The sequence below is a fragment of the Kutzneria sp. CA-103260 genome (assembly GCF_018263855.1).
Lineage (GTDB): Bacteria > Actinomycetota > Actinomycetes > Mycobacteriales > Pseudonocardiaceae > Kutzneria.
Window position 1 is genome coordinate 9134228 of the sequence record NZ_CP073318.1, and the last position, 20514, is coordinate 9154741.

19 protein-coding genes, 1 tRNA gene and 1 pseudogene are annotated in these 20514 nt (G+C 70.2%); 13 read left to right on the top strand and 8 right to left on the bottom strand.

What is annotated here, in order from left to right:
- Window positions 1-8 precede the first annotated feature (8 nt).
- From JJ691_RS40535 to JJ691_RS40545, 3 genes are all read right to left on the bottom strand, one after another.
- On the bottom strand, window positions 9-659 hold the full coding sequence (locus tag JJ691_RS40535; RefSeq protein ID WP_249227332.1) for a ThuA domain-containing protein: 651 nt from the start codon (window positions 657-659) through the stop codon (window positions 9-11).
- Entirely contained in the window at window positions 656-2074 is a 1419-nt protein-coding gene (locus JJ691_RS40540) for an aldehyde dehydrogenase family protein (protein ID WP_211764771.1), read from the bottom strand. The genes JJ691_RS40535 and JJ691_RS40540 overlap by 4 nt, the downstream gene beginning before the upstream one ends.
- A gap of 172 nt (window positions 2075-2246) precedes the next feature.
- Window positions 2247-3416, bottom strand: a complete 1170-nt coding sequence (locus JJ691_RS40545; protein WP_211764772.1) for an ROK family protein — start codon at window positions 3414-3416, stop codon at window positions 2247-2249.
- Between the two features lie 83 nt (window positions 3417-3499).
- Here JJ691_RS40545 and JJ691_RS40550 point away from each other — a divergent pair, with 83 nt between their 5' ends.
- Window positions 3500-5710 (top strand): ATP-binding protein, encoded by a 2211-nt coding sequence (locus JJ691_RS40550; protein ID WP_211764773.1) that lies wholly within the window; start codon window positions 3500-3502, stop codon window positions 5708-5710.
- Window positions 5711-5849: 139 nt separating this feature from the next.
- Here the strand turns inward: JJ691_RS40550 and recD2 are convergent, their stop codons facing one another.
- Window positions 5850-8030 carry an SF1B family DNA helicase RecD2 gene (recD2, locus tag JJ691_RS40555; protein ID WP_211764774.1) on the bottom strand — a complete coding sequence of 727 codons (2181 nt, stop codon included), beginning with the start codon at window positions 8028-8030 and terminating at the stop codon, window positions 5850-5852.
- Between the two features lie 163 nt (window positions 8031-8193).
- Between recD2 and JJ691_RS40560 the strand changes: the two genes are divergently transcribed.
- Window positions 8194-9108 (top strand): SDR family oxidoreductase, encoded by a 915-nt coding sequence (locus tag JJ691_RS40560; RefSeq protein WP_211764775.1) that lies wholly within the window; start codon window positions 8194-8196, stop codon window positions 9106-9108.
- Between the two features lie 97 nt (window positions 9109-9205).
- Here the strand turns inward: JJ691_RS40560 and JJ691_RS40565 are convergent, their stop codons facing one another.
- Together JJ691_RS40565 and JJ691_RS40570 are read right to left on the bottom strand one after the other, a co-directional pair.
- Window positions 9206-10171, bottom strand: a complete 966-nt coding sequence (locus JJ691_RS40565) for a helix-turn-helix transcriptional regulator (RefSeq protein ID WP_211764776.1) — start codon at window positions 10169-10171, stop codon at window positions 9206-9208.
- Between the two features lie 174 nt (window positions 10172-10345).
- Window positions 10346-10684 (bottom strand): hypothetical protein, encoded by a 339-nt coding sequence (locus JJ691_RS40570; protein ID WP_211764777.1) that lies wholly within the window; start codon window positions 10682-10684, stop codon window positions 10346-10348.
- Window positions 10685-10827: 143 nt separating this feature from the next.
- On the opposite strand from JJ691_RS40570, the gene JJ691_RS40575 reads away from it, so the two are divergent.
- Window positions 10828-11109, top strand: a complete 282-nt coding sequence (locus JJ691_RS40575) for a hypothetical protein (protein ID WP_211764778.1) — start codon at window positions 10828-10830, stop codon at window positions 11107-11109.
- On the opposite strand, the gene JJ691_RS40580 is transcribed toward JJ691_RS40575, so the two are convergent.
- Entirely contained in the window at window positions 11064-11279 is a 216-nt protein-coding gene (locus tag JJ691_RS40580; protein ID WP_211764779.1) for a hypothetical protein, read from the bottom strand. The genes JJ691_RS40575 and JJ691_RS40580 overlap by 46 nt on opposite strands.
- A 335-nt stretch (window positions 11280-11614) precedes the next feature.
- Here JJ691_RS40580 and JJ691_RS40585 point away from each other — a divergent pair, with 335 nt between their 5' ends.
- The 3 genes and pseudogenes from JJ691_RS40585 to JJ691_RS40595 all read left to right on the top strand — a co-directional run bounded on the left by JJ691_RS40585 (window position 11615) and on the right by JJ691_RS40595 (window position 12432).
- Window positions 11615-11929, top strand: coding sequence for a hypothetical protein (locus JJ691_RS40585; RefSeq protein ID WP_211764780.1), 315 nt, complete (start codon window positions 11615-11617; stop codon window positions 11927-11929).
- A 79-nt stretch (window positions 11930-12008) separates the two neighbouring features.
- Window positions 12009-12200: pseudogene (locus JJ691_RS53490) on the top strand (GH25 family lysozyme); the annotation flags it as partial.
- A gap of 37 nt (window positions 12201-12237) precedes the next feature.
- The gene (locus tag JJ691_RS40595; protein WP_211764781.1) at window positions 12238-12432 is read left to right on the top strand and encodes a hypothetical protein; all 195 of its coding nucleotides are present in this window, start codon (window positions 12238-12240) and stop codon (window positions 12430-12432) included.
- 36 nt (window positions 12433-12468) lie between these two features.
- On the opposite strand, the gene JJ691_RS40600 is transcribed toward JJ691_RS40595, so the two are convergent.
- Window positions 12469-12541: transfer RNA gene (locus tag JJ691_RS40600), tRNA-Lys, on the bottom strand.
- A 161-nt stretch (window positions 12542-12702) separates the two neighbouring features.
- Between JJ691_RS40600 and JJ691_RS40605 the strand changes: the two genes are divergently transcribed.
- The 7 genes from JJ691_RS40605 (at window position 12703) to JJ691_RS40635 (ending at window position 20492) form a co-directional block, all read left to right on the top strand.
- On the top strand, window positions 12703-13008 hold the full coding sequence (locus tag JJ691_RS40605) for an SseB family protein (RefSeq protein ID WP_211764782.1): 306 nt from the start codon (window positions 12703-12705) through the stop codon (window positions 13006-13008).
- Window positions 13005-13577 (top strand): hypothetical protein, encoded by a 573-nt coding sequence (locus JJ691_RS40610; RefSeq protein WP_211764783.1) that lies wholly within the window; start codon window positions 13005-13007, stop codon window positions 13575-13577. The genes JJ691_RS40605 and JJ691_RS40610 overlap by 4 nt, the downstream gene beginning before the upstream one ends.
- A gap of 4 nt (window positions 13578-13581) precedes the next feature.
- Window positions 13582-15696, top strand: a complete 2115-nt coding sequence (locus JJ691_RS40615; protein WP_211764784.1) for a putative T7SS-secreted protein — start codon at window positions 13582-13584, stop codon at window positions 15694-15696.
- Between the two features lie 9 nt (window positions 15697-15705).
- Window positions 15706-16161: a hypothetical protein gene (locus tag JJ691_RS40620; protein ID WP_211764785.1), complete on the top strand. Its 456-nt coding sequence runs from the start codon at window positions 15706-15708 to the stop codon at window positions 16159-16161.
- Window positions 16158-16703 carry a type VII secretion system-associated protein gene (locus JJ691_RS40625; RefSeq protein ID WP_211764786.1) on the top strand — a complete coding sequence of 182 codons (546 nt, stop codon included), beginning with the start codon at window positions 16158-16160 and terminating at the stop codon, window positions 16701-16703. The genes JJ691_RS40620 and JJ691_RS40625 overlap by 4 nt, the downstream gene beginning before the upstream one ends.
- 125 nt (window positions 16704-16828) lie before the next feature.
- On the top strand, window positions 16829-19579 hold the full coding sequence (locus JJ691_RS40630; RefSeq protein ID WP_211764787.1) for a helix-turn-helix transcriptional regulator: 2751 nt from the start codon (window positions 16829-16831) through the stop codon (window positions 19577-19579).
- A gap of 58 nt (window positions 19580-19637) precedes the next feature.
- Window positions 19638-20492 (top strand): alpha/beta hydrolase, encoded by an 855-nt coding sequence (locus JJ691_RS40635; RefSeq protein ID WP_211764788.1) that lies wholly within the window; start codon window positions 19638-19640, stop codon window positions 20490-20492.
- Window positions 20493-20514 lie beyond the last annotated feature (22 nt).

Genomic DNA, 20514 nt, shown 5'->3' on the forward strand with positions numbered 1-20514 from the left:
GCTCACTCTCACTGAACTACCTGTCGGCTCGCCCAGACCAGACCGCGATGGGTCAGCGTGTACACCGCCGGATCCCACAGATCCTCGGTGCGGTGCCCGATCGCGGAGAAGAAGATCCTTCCCGCGCCCCAGTTCCTTGTCCATGCCACCGGCATCGTCGCGGGCTGCTCCGGCGGCCCGAACTCGGTGGTGGCCAGGACCGTGTTCAGCGAATCGCTGAGCATCCAGTACTGCTCGGTGTGCACGGTGAAGTCCGGCAGCCCGGCCACGATCGGATGGTGGGCCTGCTCCCGGTTGACCCGCACCTCGTAGTCCAGGAACTCCGGCGGGTGGTAGAGGAACATGCCGCCGACCATGCGCAGGTAGTCCGGGCTGTCCTGGAAGGTCGCCACGATTCCGCCGTGCCAGCCGGCGAATCCGGTGCCGTCGCGGACCGCGGTGACCAGGCCGTCGCACTGCTGCGGGGTCAGTGTGCCCATGGACCAGCACTGCACGATCAGGTCGGTGGCGCGCAGCCGTTCGGCGTCGGTGTAGACGTCCAGGTCCTCGGCGATGTCCACCTCGAAGCCGGCGTCGGACAGCCCGGGGATGAACATCTCCGTCGCCTCCACCGGGCTGTGCCCCTCCCAGCCGCCGCGGACGATCAGCGCCCGTTTCACCGGCGAGCCGTCCAGTCCGGCACGGTCAGCGGGGTCCGCTGCACGCCGATCCACTGGCGCTTGGTGAAGCCGGGCATCTGGTTCTCCGCGCCGTGCCGGGCATGCGCGTCGTTCACGTGCACCTCGCCGGCCTGCAACTGCTCGGCCACGTCCATGCCGCGGACGATGTCCTGGGAGAACACGGAGTTCATCAGCATGGGGTAGCCGTTGGTCAGGGCGACGGCCTCCTGCTCGGTGTCCACCACGGTCACCGGCACCACCGGGCCGAAGATCTCCTCGCTGAACGCCGGCATCTCCGGCGTGACGTCGGTGAGCACGGTCGGCCGGTAGAACAGGCCGTCGTACTCCGCGCCGGTCAGCACCTTCGCGCCCATGTCGATCGACGGCTGCACGATCTTCTGGTGCACCCGGTCCCGCTGCCGCTCGCTGATCAGCGGGCCGAGGTCGGTGGCCGGATCCATCGGGTCGCCGACCCGCAGCTTCGAGGCCCGGGCGACCAGGGCCTCCAGGTAGGCGTCGGCCACCGCGCGCTGCACGATGTGCCGGCTGGCGCTGATGCAGGTCTGGCCCTGGAACTCGTACGAGGCGATCATCGCGCAGGACGCGGCCAGTTCCACGTCGGCGTCGTCGAGGAGGACAAAAGCGTTGCTGCCGCCCAGTTCCAGCCGGATCGGCCGCAGGTCGACGGCGGCCGCGGCGGCGATCTCCAGGCCCACCTCGCGGGAGCCGGTGAAGTCCATCAGGTCCAGGCCGCGGTGCTCGGCCAGGGGCTTGCCGGCGTCCAGGCCGTCGCCGGTGACCACGTTGAACACGCCGGGCGGGAAGCCGGTCGCGTCGGCCGCCTGGGCCAGCGCGAGGCCGCCGATGAACGGGGTCAGCTCGGCCGGCTTGAGCACGACGGTGTTGCCGAAGGCCAGCGCCGGCGCGACCGCCCGCATGGCCAGGTTCATCGGGTAGTTCCACGGCGTGATCAGACCGACCACGCCCAGCGGCACCGCCCGGGACAACGAGAGCTTGCCCGCCTTGTACGGCTGGAGGATGTCGCCGGCGGTCTGGGTGGCCTGCACGGCCGAGATGGCCAGCTGCCGGATGCTGGTGCCGACCTCGTCCTCGGCCTTGTAGCGGACGCCGCCGGTCTCACGGATGCTCTGCTCGACCAGGTCGTCGTAGTTGGCCTGGAGGTAGTCAGCGAACTTGCGCAGGTAGGCGGCCCGTTCGGCGCCGGCCAGCGCTGCCCAGGCCGGCTGGGCCGCGCGGGCGGCGGCGACGGCCTTGTCGACGTCGGCGGCCGTGCCCAGGGCGTAGGTCCCGATCTGGGCGCCGGTGGCCTTCTCGTACACCGGCGCGGTTCTGCCGGACTCCGCCGCGCAGAAGGATCCACCCACGTACAGCCGACCGTCCGCGACTTTATCCATGTCTTAAGGTAAGTCGCGGATGAACGAGGGGTCAATAGGCTGTTTCGGGGTTTGAGTGTCTCCAAGACCCACAAACCCGCCCTGGAATGTCGCTAACGACCCCAAACCCGGCAGAGGTTTGGGGTCGTTAGCGACGTGTTCCGAAGGGGGTTTGTAGGTCTTGGAGACCCACTTACCCGCCGTTGGCCAGGAAGTGGATCACCGGCAGTGTGGCGGCGCCCAGCGCGACCGCCTCCGGACCCAGCTGACCCAGCTCGATGCGGGTGCGGTTGTGCAGGTAGCTCAGCGAATGCCGCTTGGCGGCGTCCAGCACGGCGTCGAGAATGGTGTGCCCGATGGACAGGCTCACCCAGCCCGACAGCACCACGCAGTCCGGGGTGACCAGGTTGATCAGGTTCGCGATGCCGATGCCCAGGTACTCGGCGGTGGTGGCCAGCGTGTCGGCCGCCGGCCCCGGTCGCTCGGCCCGGTCGGCCAGCTCCCGCATCCGGGCCTCGGTGTCCTCCGCCATGAACGGCAGGCTGCCCGGCACCGCCAGGTAGCGCTCCAGGATGCCCTCGGCCCCGATGTAGGCCTCAAGACAGCCGCGCGACCCGCACCGGCAGGGCAGACCGCCCGCGTGCACGACAGTGTGGCCCCATTCCGTGGTCGTGCTGGAGACGCCCTGGTAGGAGTCGGACTCGACGGCCAGCGCTGCTCCGACACCCACGCCCAGCAGCGCGATCACCGCCCGGGTCGCGCCGCGCCCCGCGCCCCGCCACATCTCGGCCTGGCCCAGCGTGCGGGCGCAGTTGTCCACGTAGAGCGGGGCGCTCACACTGTCGGCCAGCATCTTGGCCAGCGGCACGCCCTTCCAGCCGAAGGTCGGCGCGTGCACCAGGCCGTCGCTCTCCACCGCGCCCGGCACACCCACGCCGATGCCCATGATGGACACCGGGTTGGCGCTCACCTCGGCGATGCCGGCCAGGATCAGCTCGGCGACGTGCGCCGGCTCCAGGTTGCCGGCGATCGGGTAGGTCGCGGTGGCCACCGTGTTCAGGGCGCAGTCGAACAGGCCGACCTCGATGTGCGTCTCGCCGATGTCCACGCCGATCACGTGGCCGTAGTCGCGGCGGACCTGCAGCACCGTGCGCGGCCGGCCGCCGTCGGACTCGGCCGAACCGGCCTCCTCGACCACGCCGTCGGCGATCAGGTCCGAGATCACGTTGCTCACCGTCGACGAGCTCAGCCCGGACGAGTCCACCAGTTCGAGCCGACTGCCCCGGCCCTGCAGATACAGTCGCGACAGCAGCGCCGAGCGGTTGCGTCGACGCAGCTCACGGGTGGTCTGTTTCGCTGCCACGGACCGATCTTGCCAAACTTCCCGCGGAAAGCGTCCACATCGCACCTGTTGGGCGCAGTCGCGGGATGCGGGAGAGTGGGCACATGACGACGCGGGAGCAGATCGGCGAGGGCTTCGGCCACGCCCTGCGCACCCGTCGGGAGGCGCTGGGCTGGTCGTTGACCGACCTGGCCAACGTCGTGCGCTACGACAAGTCGCTGCTGTCCCGGTTGGAGAACGGCCGCCGCAAACCGACCGAGCAGCATGCACGTGCACTCGACAGCGCGCTCGGGGCCGAAGGTCAGCTGATCAACCTCGCCCGCCGGGCCCTGCCGCGGTCCCCGGCGCAGCTGCCGGCCGCGCCGGCCCGGTTCGTCGGTCGGGACGCCGAACTGACCGCGCTCGCCGCCTCGGTGCGGGAGTTCGCCGACACCGGCGGCCCGATCGTGGTGACCATCGACGGCCCGCCCGGCGCCGGCAAGACCGCCCTGGCGCTGCGGTTCGCCCACTCCATCGCGCACGACTATCCCGGCGGCCAGCTCTACGCCGACCTGCGTGGACACTCCTCCGGCGACCCGGCCGACCCCAACGACGTGCTGGAGGAGTTCCTGACCTCGCTCGGCGTGGAGTGCGAGAGCCTGCCGGCCCGGCTGGAGCAGCGGGCCAGCCTGCTGCGCTCGGCCCTGGCCCCGACCCGGACGCTGATCCTGCTGGACAATGCCGCCGACTCCGACCAGCTGCTGCACCTGCTGCCCGGGGCCGGCGAGTGCGCGGTGATCGTCACCAGCCGCGACCGGCTGTCCGGGATGGCCATGCGCACCGGGGCCGCCCGTGTCACCGTGTCCGCGATGGACTCGGCCGAGTCGGTGCGGCTGCTCACCACCATCATCGGCAACCGGGGCTCGGTGGACTCCGCGCTGCTGGTCGAGCTGGCCCGGCGCTGCGGGCACCTGCCGCTGGCCCTGCGCATCGCCGCCGAGCGGGTCGCCCTGTCCGAGGTCGCCGACGTGGTCGAGGAGCTGGACGACTCCCGGCTGGACGCCCTGGACGTCGCCGACGCCATGCCGGTGCGGACCATCATCTCGTGGTCGTACGGGCGGCTGGACGCCGGCAGCGCCCGCATGTTCCGCCTCCTGGGCCTGCATCGGGGGCCTTATCTCAGCGTCGCCGCCGCTGCCGCGCTGGCCGGGATCCGGGTCGGCGCCGCCCGGCGGTTCCTCGACCGGCTCGCCGGCGCCCACCTCATCCACAACCCCCGGCGCGGGCACTGGCGGTTCCACGACCTGGTCGCCGACTACGCCGCCGAGCTGGCTTCGGCGGATCCGGAGGCGTCTGCTGCGGCCGCCCGGTTGGCCAGCTGGTACCTGCACGGCTACTCGCGGGCCGGCAAGGCCCTCGCGCCGTACCGGGACAACCCGCTTCAGGTCGCCGCCCTGCTGCCCGACGTGGAACCGGCCTCGTTCACGTCCGAACAGGACGCCATCACCTGGTGCCGGGCCGAGCTCCCCAACGTGCTGCCCGTGCTGCGGCTGGCCCTTCGGCACGGGAACCGTGAGGCCGCCTGGCACCTGCCCCTGGAGCTGTGGAGCTACCTGCTGCTGGCCAAGCCCTGGGGCGTGTGGATCGCCAGCCACCAGCTCGCCCTCTCGGCTTCTTTCGGCGACGACTACGCCCACGGCTGGGTCGCCACCAACCTCGCCGAGGGCTATCGGCGCATGGGCGACCGCAACCGGGCCGGCGACTACTACGCCATGGGCCGCGAGCTCCGGGAACGCTGCGGCGATCGCCCCGGCCTGGCCTGGTCCCTGGCCGGCTCCGCCCTACTGGCCATCGATCTCGGCGAGATCGCCCAGGCCAAGGACTTCTCGGAGGCCGCCGTGGGCCTGTTCGCCGAGACCGACAACTCCGAGGGCCGGGCCCTGCTGCTCGGCGTCCTCGGCGACATGCAGGACGCCCTCTGCGATCACCGCGCCGCACTCGACGTCTTCACCGAGGCCGTCGAGCTCATGACCGAGCTGGGCAGCCTCCAGGGCGTCGCCCAGATGCTCACCCGCTCCGCCGAGGTGCGCCGCTCTCTCGGCGACCACGACGCCGCCCTCACCGACTTCGTCGCCGCCGCCAACGCCGCCCGCCAGGCCGGCGACTCCGTCGCCGAGGTCTCCGCCCTCAGCTCCTACGCCCACCTGCTCGTCACCGTCGGCCGCCCCGACGAGGCCCGCCAGGCCTACCACCAGGCCCTGGTCATCCTCGAATCCCGCGGCGAGGACGAGGACACCCAAGCCGCCGACATCCGCACCCGCCTGACCACCCTCTAACCCCCGCGAGTCCCGCTCTCAGGCAACCGAATGTCGAGTTCCGGCACACGGTACCCGCCAATTCGCCACATGCGCTTCCCACTTGCGCCCTGATGCCAAGTGGGAAGCGCAGGTGGCAAATGCGGGGCGGAGCGCTGGGTTAGAAGGCGGCCACCTGGCCGTGGTCCTCCTTCAGCGGCGGCAACACCGCCGCCGCCAGGTCCTCCCCGGTGAACCGCCAGGTCAGGGCGGTGTTCCGGCGGTCTCCGGTCTGCTCGACGGCCATCCGCAGCGCCCGGGGCTGCCCAACCAGCACCACCATCTTCTTCGCGCGGGTGATCGCGGTGTAGAGCAGGTTCCGGCGCAGCAGCAAAAGCCCGGCGCTCGTGCTGAGCGGCACCACGACATACGGGTATTCGCTGCCCTGCGACCGGTGCACGGTGATGGCGTAGCCGTGCGCGAGCTCCTCCAGCTCGTCGAAGTCGTACTCGACAGCCTCGCCGTCCTCCAGGGTGACCTCCAGCAGCCGGTCCTCAAGGGACAGTGCGGTCACGGTGCCGGCGGTGCCGTTGAAAACCCCGTTCTTGCCCTTGTCGTAGTTGTTCCGGATCGGCATCACCCGGTCGCCGACGCGGAAGGCCCGGTCGTCGGACCAGTACTGCGGATCGCCCTCCCGGTGCGGGTTCAGCACATCCTGGAGCAACCGTCCGATGTGGAGCGCCCCGACCTCCCGGGCTCGCCCCGGACACAGCACCTGGATCTGCCCCGGCTCGATGTCGTACGCGGCGGGCAGCCGGCGGGTGGCGATGTCCACCACCGTCTCGGCGATGTCCTTGGCGTCCTCGGCCGGCACGAACCAGAACTCCGGGTTGTTGACCGGAACCACGCCGTCCCGCACGCTCACCGCGTTCGCCGTGATGCCGCTGCCCGCGCCCTGCCGGTACACGCGGCTCAGGTGCGTGCGCGGAATGTCCGGCACGTCGAGGAGATCCCGCAGCACCGAGCCCGGTCCCACGCTGGGCAGTTGGTCCACGTCGCCGACCAGCAGCAGGTGCGCGCCGGCCGGGATCTTGTCCACCAGCGCGTCGGCCAGGCCGACGTCCAGCATCGAGCTCTCGTCCACCACGATCAGGTCGGCCGACATCGGATCGTTCACGTCGAACAGGCCGCCGTCGTCCTCCGGCTCGACGCTGCGGCCCAGCATCCGGTGCACGGTCATGGCCGGCATCCCGGCCAGCTCGGACAGCCGCCGCGCCGCCCGGCCGGTCGGCGCGGCCAGGGTTATCTTCGCACCGGCCGCCTTGGCCGTCTTGGCGATGTGCCGCACGGTGAAGCTCTTGCCGCAGCCCGGGCCGCCGGTCAGGATCGACACGGTGTTGGTCAGCGCCATCCGCAGCGCCTGCCGCTGGGTGTCGTCCAGCTCCGCGTCGTCGAGCTTCGGCTTGCCCGGCAACGACGACGGTGTGTGCAGCAGACGGATCACGTTGTCCGCCAACATGGTCTCCTGCTGGTGCAGGTGGGCCTGGAACACCACGTCCCGGCCGCCGATCTGCTCCTGCACGATCTTTCGCCGACGCCGCAACGCATGCAGTGCCGCCCGGATCAGCTCCTCGTCCTGCTCCACCATCGCCGTGGTGTGCGTGAGCACTTCCGCCACCGGCAGAAAGCAGTGGCCGCCCATGGTTCTGGCCTGGAGCAACGTGTGCAGCACCGCCGCCTGCATGCGTTCCGGGCTCTGCTCCGGGATGCCGGCCGCCATGGCGATCGTGTCGGCGGTGGCGAAGCCGATGCCCCAGACCTCCTCGACCAGCCGGTACGGCTCGCCGCGCACCACCTGGAGCGAGTGCTCGCCCAGCTTGCGGTGGATGCGCACGGCCAGCGCCGGGCTCACGCCGACGCCCTGGAGGAACACCATCACCTCGCGCACCGCACGCTGGTCGGCCCAGGCCGCGATGATCTTCGCCATCCGGTCACGGCCGATCTGGTGCACCTCCAGCAGCCGCTTCGGCTCGCGGTCGATCACGTCCAGGGTGTCCGCGCCGAACGTGTCCACGATGGCGTCGGCCAGCTTGCGGCCGATGCCGCGGACCAGTCCGGATCCGAGGTAGCGGCGGATCGCGTGCACTGTCGCCGGCAGCACGCGCTCGCATTCGCCGACCCGCAGTGTGCCGCTGGTGGTCCAGTCCCCGTCCACGCGGACCGTCTCGCCGGGCTGCAGGCCGTGCAGCACCGTGCCGGCGATCTTGGTCTCGCTGCGCTCGCCGGTGGTGAGGATCGCGACCGTGTAGCCGTCCGCCCCGACATACACGAGACGGTCGACCACACCCTCTGCGACGGCCATGCACCCATCGTAGTTGTCAATCTTGGTTGACGCCCTGATTTTGTCAACCAAGGTTGATGTTGATGTCGTCGATGTGCCCGCCGACCAGCGCGTACCGCCGTGTCAAGGCGATTGGGGCGAACCCTGCCATGTCCTGACAGGGTTCGCCGGCACAGTGGTCGACATGGACGATCTCAAGGGCAAGGTGGCGCTGGTCGCCGGCGGGACTCGCGGCGCCAGCCGGGCGATCGCGGTCGAACTCGGCCGCCGCGGCGCCTACGTGTACGTGACCGGTCGCAGCACCCGGGCACAACGGTCCGAAGTGGACCGTGCCGAAACCATCGAGGACACCGTCGACCTCGTCGTCGGCACCGGCGGCTCCGGCGCCGCCGTCCAGGTCGACCACCTGGAACCGGCCCAGGTGCAGGCGCTCGCCGACCGTGTCGACGCCGAGCAGGGCCGTCTCGACATTCTCGTTGACGGCCTCTGGGGCGGCGATTCCCTGATGGAGTGGGCCAAACCGGTCTGGGAGCACTCCCTCGTCGACAGCCTCCGCATGATCCGGCTCGGCATCGACGCCCACCTCATCACCAGCCATTTCCTGCTGCCGCTGGTCATTCGCCACCCTGGCGGGCTCGTCGTCGAGCTGACCGACGGCACCGCCGAGTACAACGCCCAATACCGCGAGGGCACCACCCTCGCCTTCTACCTGGCCAAGTCCGCCGCCCACCAGCTCGCCATAGGGGAGGCCTTCGAGGCCAAGGTTTTCGACTGCACCTGCGTCGCGCTCACCCCCGGTTACCTGCGCTCCGAGGCCATGCTCGACCACTACGGCGTCACCGAGGCCACTTGGCGGGACGCTCTCGTCAAGGAGCCGCACTTCTGCATCTCCGAATCCCCCACCTACGTCGGCCGCGGCGTCGCCGCCCTGGCCGCCGACCCCGATCGCGCCCGCTTCACCGGCCAGACCCTCAACAGTGGGCAGTTGGCCCAGGTCTACGACTTCACCGACGTTGACGGCAGCCAACCCGATGCCTGGCGGTACATGGTCGAGGTCGCCGGCACCGGGAAACCCGCCGACCCCACCGGCTACCGCTGACCGACCACCTTCGCGAGGGCTGCCACCAAGGCGGCCCTCGCAGCCGTCGGCACCACAAACGCCGCCTTCGTTTCCCGGCAAGCCTGGCACTTTCTCGCTACCGATGTCGGTCCGCCATTCGCTGCACCATCGCCACGAAGGCCGCCCTCACTGCGGGAGGCGCGAGCACCTCCACCTCATCTCCCAGCCCGATCAGCTGGGTCGCGGCGATGGCCGGCTCCTCCAGTTCCACCGTGACACAGGTCCAGCCGTCCTGATCCGGCGGCCCAGCCTGCTCCAGCGCCTGCACTGCCCCGTCGGCGTCCAGAACGGCCGGCAGCGCGCGCACTCCCAACGGGCTCAACCGGATCTGCACCGGCACCGTCCGCAGCGACTGCTCGAACTGCGCCGACGAGCGCTGCCACCACCCCACCAGGTCAAAGCCCGCCGGCCGCTCGAAGCGCTCGCCGGTCTCCTCCACCTCGTCGATCCGGGCCAGCCGGTAGGTCCGGAAATCCCCGTCGACCTCGGCGACCAGGTACCAGACGCCGGCCTTGAGCACGATTCCCAACGGCTGCAACGTCCGCTGCACCACCCGGCCGTGGCGGCCGTAGCCGATCCTCAGCCGCCGCTGCTCCCACACCGCCCTCGCGATCGCCGCCAGGTGCTCGGTGTCATCCGCCGGCCGAAACCAGCCCGGCGCGTCCAGGTGGAACCGCTGCGACATCCCTTGCGCCTGCTCCCGCAACGCCGGCGGCAACGTTGCGAACAGCTTCGCGTGCGCCGCTGACATCGCCGTGCCCAGGCCCAGCTCCGCCAGCGCCTGCGGCACCCCCATCGCGAAGATCGCCACCGCTTCCCTCGACGTCAGGCCGTCCAGCTGCGTGCGCCAGCCCTCCACCAGCCGCACGCCACCGTGCCGCCCCGCCTCCGTCCACAGTGGAACTCCTGCGTCCCGCAACGCCGCGATGTCCCGATGCATCGTCCGCTCCGACACGCCCAGCGCCTCGGCCAGCTCCGCCACCGTCGCACTTCGCTTGCTGTACAACGTGAACAGCAACGCGACCAGCCGCTCCGCCCGCATCAGCCCCGGCCTTCCCGCTCGCGGTCACTCCACGCCCGGCGATCGTAACGCCGCCGGCATCAGCCAAAATCGGCGTCGGTCGGCAGCCCGGACTGAACCGTCGGCGACGTTGAGGCGCGTTCCACATCCTCTCGGATCAGGAGTCCCTGTCCAAGAACTTCGATACGCCCCACCTCATCCACGTGGAGGGATGACGCATTGGCTGAGCTCGGCCGCGGGGCAGTAACCCAACTCGGCGTCGATCTCACGTTGATCGGCGACCCGGTCCCGGACATCGGCCCTCATCGCACGCTTGTCCAGGTCATCCTCGCGCTGGTCCAGTGCCCACTCGCGCTCGTCCAATTCGCGCTCTCGGGCGTCCAGTCCACCCTCGCGTCGGTCGTGGTTGGCCTGGTCCTCATGAAGCGCCGCGGAGCGCCATTTGTCCCACTCGGCCTCTTGTGCGTGCAACGCCACCGACACGGCCATCTCTATGTTGATCTCGGTCTGGTGCCGGTTGCGGTCGTCGTTCATCGGAGCTCCATCTTCTCACCATCCTCCCGTCCCAGCCCACCAGGAAGTCTCGCGGACGCTCTCTCCCGGCCACCTCGCCAACGACTGGACCTCTGCGAGACATGGCCGTTTCGGGTGAGTCGGAGCTGTCCTTCATCGAGTGCGTGACCGTCGACTACGACGGCTTCGCCGAGCTCCTGCACTCGCCCGAGTTCCGCGACGTCATCCAGCAGGTCGCCGCGCACGCCCGCGTCCACGGCTTGCGGCTGCGCAACCACGAGCCGGTGCCGATCGAGGTGTTCCTCGAACACCGTGCTATCCGCGTGAAGTTTGAGAAGGACGGCATCGCACCAGGACCGGTCGACATGCCGGGTAATGGGACATTCAATTGGAGCAAGACTCATTTACGGCCGCCCGAACGCTCCAGGCTCTCACGATCCGGCTGACCTCGTTCCGGCTCGAACCCGTTGGTCCGTTCGCCGAATCGGAGGTCTATCTCCAGTAGTTTCCAGACCTTCGTTCCAATGGAGAAGGTGGTTCCCTTGCCGTAATGCAGCAGCATCCAGACCAAGGTCAGGACAGACACCGACACCACGACAACGCCGACAACGTTCATGACACGCTCCAGCCGGCGTCCGACCCGAGCATCGGCCACCTACATCGGTAGCGGTCGATGAAAGAGTGTTTCGTATCGGATGCGCGGCCACCCTGGCTCGGGTAACTGAAGATCAGCGCTTCGGTTCAGCTGACAGGGAGGCCGGAAGAACTCGGCATCGGGCACCGTTGGCCCGTCACGCCTGCCAAGTTATTCATCGGTCCCCCGCCTCCGTCGTCCAGATCGAAGTGTCCGCAGTCTACCACCGACAGCGCGCTTCTGGAGCCGATTGGTCTGACAACAGTCCAGTCAATTCCCTTGCGGCAGCAGGGAACGATCTTGTGGGGGTGTGCGGTATGGAAGGGGCTCCGCTGCCTGAGCTGGGCGTGGTCGGCGCACTAGTGATCGTCGTCGGCTACCTCCCCAGCGCGAACTACCGGCTGCTATCGGCTAACCGCGCCGCCTATCTCGAAGTCCTCGCTGTCCGCGAAGCCAGCCACGCCAACGATTTGGCCGCGATCCGCGACGCCTACCGCGCCGAGCTCGTCAGTCTCCGCCGCTGCGTCGCAACCCTGAAAAGCCGCATCGGCGACCTGGGCACCGAACTCGATCGCGAAAGCGCCTGCCGCCGAGCCGCCGAAGATGAAGCGGCAGCAGCCCGCCGCACCTAAGCCCATCAACGCCCCGACGCCGGCCAGCCCCACCCCAGGGGGGCCGGCGTAGTTCTGCCCGCAATCGGAGAGGCTCCGCTTGACCGGCTCCGGCGTCGACATCGCCAGTTACCAGGGCACCGCCATCGACTGGAACGCCACTGAGGGCAACAACATCTCGTTCGTCTCGGTCAAGGTCACCGAAGACACCGACTACACCGACCCCTACGCCACCGCCCAGGCCGACGGTGCCCGCAGCGTGGGTATTGCGGCCGGCGGCTACCACTTCGCCCGGCCCGGCGACGCTAACATCTGGATCGGCGCGTTCCGTGACCTGTTCGAGCACCGGACCGGCGTCGGCCCTGCTCTACCTCGGCGTCCTGATCGCCTGGACCTGCGTCGCCGCCGGTATCGCCATCGTCCGCCTCTACACGTGGCTGGACAACCTCCCGCCCCACAACGAAAGGAGCACCGCCAGCAGGTCCGAGCTGTGCAAGCCTCAGCAGGCCAGCAAAAGCCCCTGACCTGGGAAGGGATCTCCCTGGTCAGGGGCTGGTGTGTGGGCCGCCTGGGGCTCGAACCCAGAACCTACGGATTAAAAGTCCGCAGCTCTACCAATTGAGCTAACGGCCCGTGGCCACACGATAGCGCCTCCGGGTGGGGGCTCGCCGGCATACCGGGCTGTCGGGCGGGCCACAGTGGGGTCTCGGTGGGGTGAACTGGGGCGATGTGAGAGCGGTCACTTGCTGTTACCGATAGGATCCGCTGGGTAGCGAACCAGACGGGGGTCTGTGGTGGCACTGGTCGGCGAGATCACGGCGTATCACGAGCGGAGGGGTGATCCGGAGGCGTTGCTGGCGGCGTTCCGGGAGGCCCTGGTGCTGGTGCCGGAGGTGGAGACGGAGCACGGCGGCCTGAGGTGGTGGCACGCCTTCACGGACGAGCGGGAACTGGCGATGTTCGCGCGGGCCCGGGGCGAGGGCGACCGGGAGTGGTCGTACGTCAAGACCCGCGGTGAGCGGCTGCTGCAGGCGATCAAGGGCCGGAACGCGGCGATCATGGTGGACGCGGCGGGCGAGCGCCCGATGGCGTTCACGTGACGGGCTACGAGGTCTCCCCGGCGGCGCTGAAGGAGGCGGCGGAGGGGATCCGCAAGGCGATGGCGGAGCTGAAGTCGATCGGCAACGCGGAGCTGGCGGACTCGGGCCGGGGCATCACGTCGATGGAGATGGGCGACGGCACGGCGGGCCACGCGGGCGTGGCGAAGGCGTTCAGCGACTTCTGCGAGCGCTGGGAGTGGGGCGTGCGGGACCTGATCCAGACGGGCAGCGTGATCGCGGACGACCTGGAGGGCACGGGCACGCTGTACGCGAAGGCGGAGCAGTTCGCGGTGGACGCGCTCAAACGGGTGGCGTTCGACGCGATCGGCGATCCGCACGCGGACTCGGGCCGCGCGGCGGACATGTCCTGGCAGCAGATCGGCGACCAGCTGACGCCGGACCTCAGCGCCGACTCCTTCCAGAAGGCGCAGCAGGAGATGGGCCAGACCTGGGAGCGCACGGGCGAGGACCTGGCGCGCAACAACACCGCCTCGCAGCTCGGCCGCATGATGAACGGCGAGGACGTCATCGGCGAGGAACTGGGCGGCCTGCGGGAGATCGTGAACTGACCCGATGGTGTTCAACTTCGTCAAGGACGCCCAGAACTGGGTGAACGAGAAGGTCGACGACCTGCTCGGCATCGAGGCCCAACTGGGCCAGACCGACGATCCGAAGCTGCTGGTCAACGGCGAGCCGGACACGATCGCGGAGACGGCGGCCCACCTGTCGAAGCTGGGGGCGGCGTTCGGCGAGACGGCCAGGGGCTTCTCGGAGATCGACGTCCAGCACTGGACCGGCGACGCCGCGGACGCGTTTCGCGCGAAGTTCCAGGACTCGCCGAAGCAGTGGGTGGCCGCCGCCGACGCCTTCGAGTTGGCCGGCGATGCCTTCGTCGCCTACGGCGGTGTCGTGAAATGGGCGCAGGGCCAGGCCAAACAGGCCATCGACCTGTTCGAGCACGCCAGGCAGACCTCGCAGCAGGCGGCCGACCGCTACAACCAGCAGGCGGCGCAGGCGACGGAACCGTTGCCGCCGTTCAGTGATCCCGGTGCGGCCGACCGCGCCAAGGCGCAGGACATGCTTTCGGCGGCCCGCAGGCAGCGGGATTCGGCGGCCGAACAGGCGCAGCGCGCGATCGAGGCGGCGACGGCGAAGGCCCCGGCCGAGCCGTCGGCCATGGAGCGATTCCTCGACGACGTCACCGACCAGTCCGTCGAGTTCGGCGACGGCGTGGTGCACATGGTCGGCGGCGCGTTCGAAGCGGTCGAGGGCGTCGTCAAGTTCGCCCGCTCGCTCAACCCGATGGACTCCTACAACGTGACGCACCCGGCGTCCTACATCGAGGGCCTGTCCAACACGGCCACCGGACTGCTGCATTCGGTCGCGCACCCGGTGGACCTGGTCAAGGGCCTCGTCGGCACCGGCTGGGGCTCGGACCCGGCCGAGGCTCTTGGCAAGCTGCTGCCGAACCTCGCTCTCGGCGTGGTCACCGACGGTGCCGGCACCGCGGCCGAGACGGCGGAATCGGTCGCCGCCAAGGCAGCCGAGAGCGCGGCGGAACGCGGCGCGACGACGGCCGCCGAGTCCGCTGCCACCAAGGCGACCGCGGAGGCGGCCGAATCCACCGGCACGGACGCGGCCGGAATGGCCTCCCACCACCAGTACCCGAGCTGGGAGTCGAGGACGCCACCGGAACCGCCGGTGCAGCACTACGAACCGCAACCCAGGTCGATGCCCGAAGACTTCGAGGAGCTCCAGCCGAGCGTCTTCGAGAGCGGCGGCTGGGACCGGGCGGTCGACAGCGGGCCGGCCGAGATCGGCGAGCGCTCCCCGGAGAACATCGACCCGCACGTCTTCGACTCCGCCCTGGCCCAGCAGGACGCCGCCTCAGCGAAGATCGACGCGCTGCCGAAGGTTGGGGGTGACGCGCCGTCGGCCACGCAGGTCCAGTCGGCGGCAGTGCAGGCCCCGCCGGTCTCGGCGGTCCCGAGGCCACCGGTGGAGACGCACGTCTTCGACAGCGTCTCGGGCAAGCTCGAGATCGAGCCGGACATCGCGAAGGCGGAGGAACTCGGCAAGATCACGGTCCGCCGTAACACGAAGTGGACCGACGAGGCCAAACGGCTCCAGCAGAACGCCGACCGCGAGCAGGGCCCACTCGACCACCGCTCCAGGGAGGCCTACGAGCACGGCACGCAGGCCGCCCCGGAAGGTGCGCATCTACCGGAGGACATGCCGGCGACCACGGTGTGGCGTCGCACCATGGAGAAGCTGTTCCGGCTCGACTCACGCAAGCCGGACGAGATCTTCGGCGACGGTTTCCGGGTGCCGGAGGAGAAGGTCGGCTCCGGCACGGACCTGGCCAACCAGGTCAACAAGAACCAGGGCGACTACGTCAGCACCACCCGCAACACCGAGCTGCACGACCAGTTCCGGCCGCCGGACGACCCGAACATCGCCGAGGTCCGCTACATCTACCACCTGGATCCGCCGGGCGGCGTGGATGTGTTGCTGAGCGCCCCCGAAGGCGTGGTGCGCAGCGTCGATCAGGAGGCCGAGGTCGCATTCCTCGGTGGGGTCGACCGGAGTTACATCAGCGGCGCGGAAGAGGTCAGATGGAATCCGGAGGCCATGAATTGGGAGAGAACGGGTAAATTCGTGGACAATCCGCACTACGGCGTCCGCTGAGGAGGCGAAATGGCGATAGGCGAGGCGACCGTCGTCGCGTTCTCCACCTCGGAGGCGGCTGACGCGAAGATCGCGTATCGGGTCGGCGGCTACGGCTCGACGATGACCGCGACAGGCCCGTGGGGCGAGGTGACCGCCGAGGGCCGGATGGGCTTCGACACGCTGCGGGCGCTGCGGCTGAAGCTGGAGGAACTGGGCTGGTACCTGTCGGTCAACGGCGCCCGCTATGACGTGTACTGCTTCGGCACGATCATGAACTTCACCAACGGCATGTACGTCACGGTGATGGGCGACGACAGCGAGGATCCGTACGTCCACCTGTTCGGGCGGGCCGACCCGAAATTGGTCTGGTACGTCGCCGGGCAGGACGAGTTTTTCGACTACTACTTCAGCGGCATCAAGGCCGACACCGAGCGGGAAAGAATGGAACAGGCACTCGTCAAATGGCAGGAGAGCAAGGCATGACCCAGCTGCCGGCGCCGCCGATCACGCCGGACATGGTCGCGGAGGCGCGGACCAAGCCAGGGCAGTGGCTGTACGTCGTCGACCCGGAGTTCGACGCGAGGGGCGAGGTGCCGGGCTGGGGGGTGCGCGGCGGGTACCGGGTGGACGAGCGGGGGCAGCTGGCCGAGTTCCTGCCGAACCCGAAGTTCCGGCCGGGGCCGCGGACGTTGAACTACCCGATGCCGGAGAACCGGCTGGAACGAGCGATCGAGCTGCTGGCCACGGGGTACGGCACGGACGAGGCGATGTTCCAGGCGCTGCCGGACGCGCAGCTGATCCTGCCGGAGCATCCGGAGCGACCACGGCAGTTGCATGTGCTGCCGCAGCCGGACGGCTCGAACCTGCTGCACGCGTTCACGTCCCAGCGCTGGCTGCCGGGCAACTGGTCGCACTGGCAGCTGGCCACGGGCCGTGACCTGCTGAACGCGAACCTGGGACGGGCGGCGGTCAGGCTGAACCCGGACGTCCGGGGGGCGGTGTCGCTGACGATCCCGTTGTCCTGACGGCCGGCGAGGACCATGCTGGAGGCAGGCGTGCATCTGCACGAGCATTCGCGGCTGGGTATCCAGCCGGCCGCCGGCGGCTCTTGACTGGCTGAGAGGACCGATCGGCGCGGACGGAGGTTGGCATGGACCACCTCGAACCCCACCTGGTCCCGCACCGTGTCCCGGCCCGGCCGCTGGTCGGGCGAGCGGCCCAGTTGGCCCAGCTGACGGATGCGGCGGCGCAGGCGAGGACCGAGTTCCGGCTGGTGGAGGTGGTGGGGGAGCCGGGAACGGGCAAGTCGAGACTGCTCGCGGAGTTCACGGCGTCCCGCCCGGCGCTGAGAGGTCGGGCGGCGGCCCAGGAGCAGGACGTGCCGTTCGCGCCGCTGGTCGACGCCCTGGTCGACCAGGTGGACGCCACGCTGGCCGACCGGCTGAGCGAGCCGGAGGCGCAGCTGCTGGCCACGGTCTTCCCGGTGTTGTCGAAGAAGCCGGCGACGGACATCCCGAAGGCCAGGCTGTACCGGGCGATGCGGTCGCTGCTGCGGGCCCTGGCGGTGGCGCCGACGGTCGTGGTGCTGGACGACATGCACTGGGCCGACGAGTCGACGGTGGAACTGGTCGACTACCTGGTCCGCCACCCGCTGCCGGCGCCGGTGCTGCTGGTCGTCGCCCACCGCCCGCACCAGGTGTCGTTCCGGTTGTCGAAGGCGCTGGCCGAGCACGCGGTCCGCGTCGACCTGGGCCCGTTGTCGGCGGCCGACGCCCAGCAGCTGCTGGGCCCGATGCTGAGCCAGCACGCCAGGGATCGCCTGTACGAGGACAGCGGCGGCAACCCGTTCTACCTGGACACGCTGGCTCGCATGCGCACTCAGGACGATCACGTGGAGCTGCCGGAGCCGGCCCGCGCGACGCTGGCGGCGGAGCTGGCCGGCCTGGCCGAGACGGAGGCCCTGGTGGCCAAGTCCGCCGCGGTCGTGGGTGACACGTTCGAGCCCTCGCTCATCGCGCACGTCGCCGAGGTGCCGGAACACGTTGTCCTGCAAGCATTCGACGACCTGGTGGCCCGGGACGTGCTGCGCGAGGTGGAGGGCTCGGGCCGGTTCCGCTTCCGGCACAGCCTGGTGCGCCACGTCGCCTACAACTCGGCGGCGGCCGGCTGGCGGCATGGTGCGCACGCCCGCATCGCCGCTTACCTGGCGAAGGTCGGCGCACCAGCGGCGCGGCGGGCCGAACACGTGTTGCGGTCGGCGAAGTACGGCGACCAAGAGGCGGTGGACACGCTCACCGCGGCGGCCCGGGCGGTCGCGACGCACCAGCCGGCGACCGCGGCCGCCTGGTTCGAGGCGGCGCTGCACCTCTCGGTCGACGACGACGTCCGGGTCCGCGCGGAGCTGGCCTTCTGCCAAGGAATCAGCGGCCGGATCATGCCCGCGCTGGAGACGTTCGGCACCGCCCTGCGGGGTTTGCCACCGGACGACCGCGCCTGGGCGGCCTCCTTCGCGTCGCTGCTGGCGCACCTGCGCGGCGAGTACGACTGGGCGCGCCTGCTGCTGACCGCCGAGCTGAACCGGCAGCCCGATCCCGACTCCGAGGCGGCGGCCCCGCTGCGCCTGCAACTCGTGCTGGACGCGGCGTTGCGTGGCGATGTCCAGTCGGCCAAGCCCTTCCTGGACGCGGCCCCGAGCGATGACCGCGACCGCTGGACGGTTCCGTTCGCGGCGCTGGACGCGTACGTCAAAACCGCCGAGGGCAACCGCTTCGCGGCCGTGCCGGCGGTGCTCGCCGCCGCACGCCTGGTCGACGCCAGCGACGACGACGAGTTCCTGCGCTGGCTGCCGGCCATCCACATGCTGGGTTGGGCCGAGGTGCTGATCGGCGAGCACCGGCTGGCGCTGCGCCACTTCACCAAGTCCGTGACGCTGGCCAGGGAAAACGGCCACCTCTACTTCATGCCGCAGCTGCTGCACGGCCAGTCCTTCGCCTACGTCATCGCCGGCCGCACGGCCGACGGCCTGGCCGCCGCCGACGAGGCCCTGGAGTCCACACTCCCGCAGGTCGGCAGCCGTGGCGTCCTCCAGGGCGTGTGGTGCCAGCTGAACAGCTGGCGGGGGCAGCACGCGTCGGCGATCCGAGCTGGCCGCCGCGCCGTCGCCAAGACCGACAACCTGATGTTCGCCTCCTTCGCCCGCAACCAGTTGCTGCTGGCCCAGGTGCACGCCGGCAACTACGCCACCGCCGTTGAGGAGACCCTGGCCGCCGCCGGCGGGCCGGAGCTGCCGGCGATCGACCCGTTCACCCGGCTGGTCAGCTACGCCCTGCTGGCCAAGGCGGACGCGCTGGACGGCAACCACGCCCGGGCCCGGCAGTGGGCGCAGAGCGCCGGCCGCCTCGCCGACGAACGCCTCGATCTCGACCTCGTCTTCGCCGACCTGGCCTGGGCCTACGCCGACGGCGACGCCGACAAGGCGCTGACCGCGGCGGCCGCCGCGGAACGGATCGGCATGCCGCTGTGGGAGGCGACGGCCCGCCTGCTGGCCGGCACCTGCCTGGCCCGCGACGGCCACCGCGACCAGGCGCTGCGCGAGCTCCAGGCGGCCTCGGCGATCTTCAACGTCTGCGAGGCGACGGAGCTGCACACCAACGCCGTGCGGGAGCAGCGCCGCCTCGGGGTCCGCGTCCCGCACACCGGGGCCCTGGCCAACACCCTGTCGCCGCGTGAGCTGGACGTCGCCGAGCTGGTCTGCGCCGGCAGCACCAACCAGCAGATCGCCGAGAAGCTGGTGCTGAGCGTGCGAACCGTGGAGACGCACCTGACGCACATCTTCGCCAAGCTCGGCGTGACCAACCGGGCCGGCGTCGCCCGGGTGCTGGCCAGCCAGGCCGAGGATTGAACTCCTCGCCCCTGCCAGCGGTATTCACCGGCAGGACAACGCGGACAGGAGGTGGGCGGTGCGCCACGCGGAACCCGATCCCGGCTCGTTGGCTGACGACCCGGGCGCCGTGCTCTGGCTGGGCTCATCGGACCACCACCGCGTGCTCCTGCTGCACGACATCGCGATGACCGGCTCCACCAGCTGGCTGGGCCAGCTGCGGATGGCCGACGACCTGTCGCTGGGCATCATCGACCGGCCCGGCTACGCGATCACCGACCGGGCCTCCACCGCCGGCTGGACCTCGGACGCCCGGATGCTGCTGGACGTGCTCGACCGCAACGGCCCCGCGCACCTGGTGGCGCACGGTTGTTCGGCGGCCGGCGTGCTGCTGGCCGCGCAGCTCGCGCCGAGCCTGGTGTCCTCGGTCGTCCTGGTGGAACCGCCGTTGTTCCAATTGGTGGAAGGGAGTTCGCTGGTCGAGGATCTGGCCGGCAGCCTGGTCGACCTGTACGACCGGAGTCCGCAGATGGCGGGCGAGGAGTTCCTGCGGGAGTACCAGACAACCTTGGGCTATCTGGAACCGCCGCGGCTGGACGTGCCGGAGCGCTGCGCCGAGGCGGCCCGCAAGGAGACGCCGGCCTGCCAGGCCCCGCTGGACCTGGAGGCCATCGCCGCGGCCCAGACGATGACCACCGTGGTGATCGGCGGCCGCGAGGGCCCGCAGCACGATCCCGGCGAGCGCACCGTGTTCGGCGGCGCGCTGTGGCGGACGGCAGAAGTGCTGGTGGAGGCGGTGGACGGCTGGCTGGTGCCGGTCGAACCGGCCGGCCACAACGTGCAGCGGTGGACCGGGCTGTTCAACGGCGTGCTGAGACGGCACCTCGACACGTGGTGGAGCACTGTGGACCACAGCCGCGCCGCCGCCGGCTGAGACGAGGCCAGCTCAACCGGAG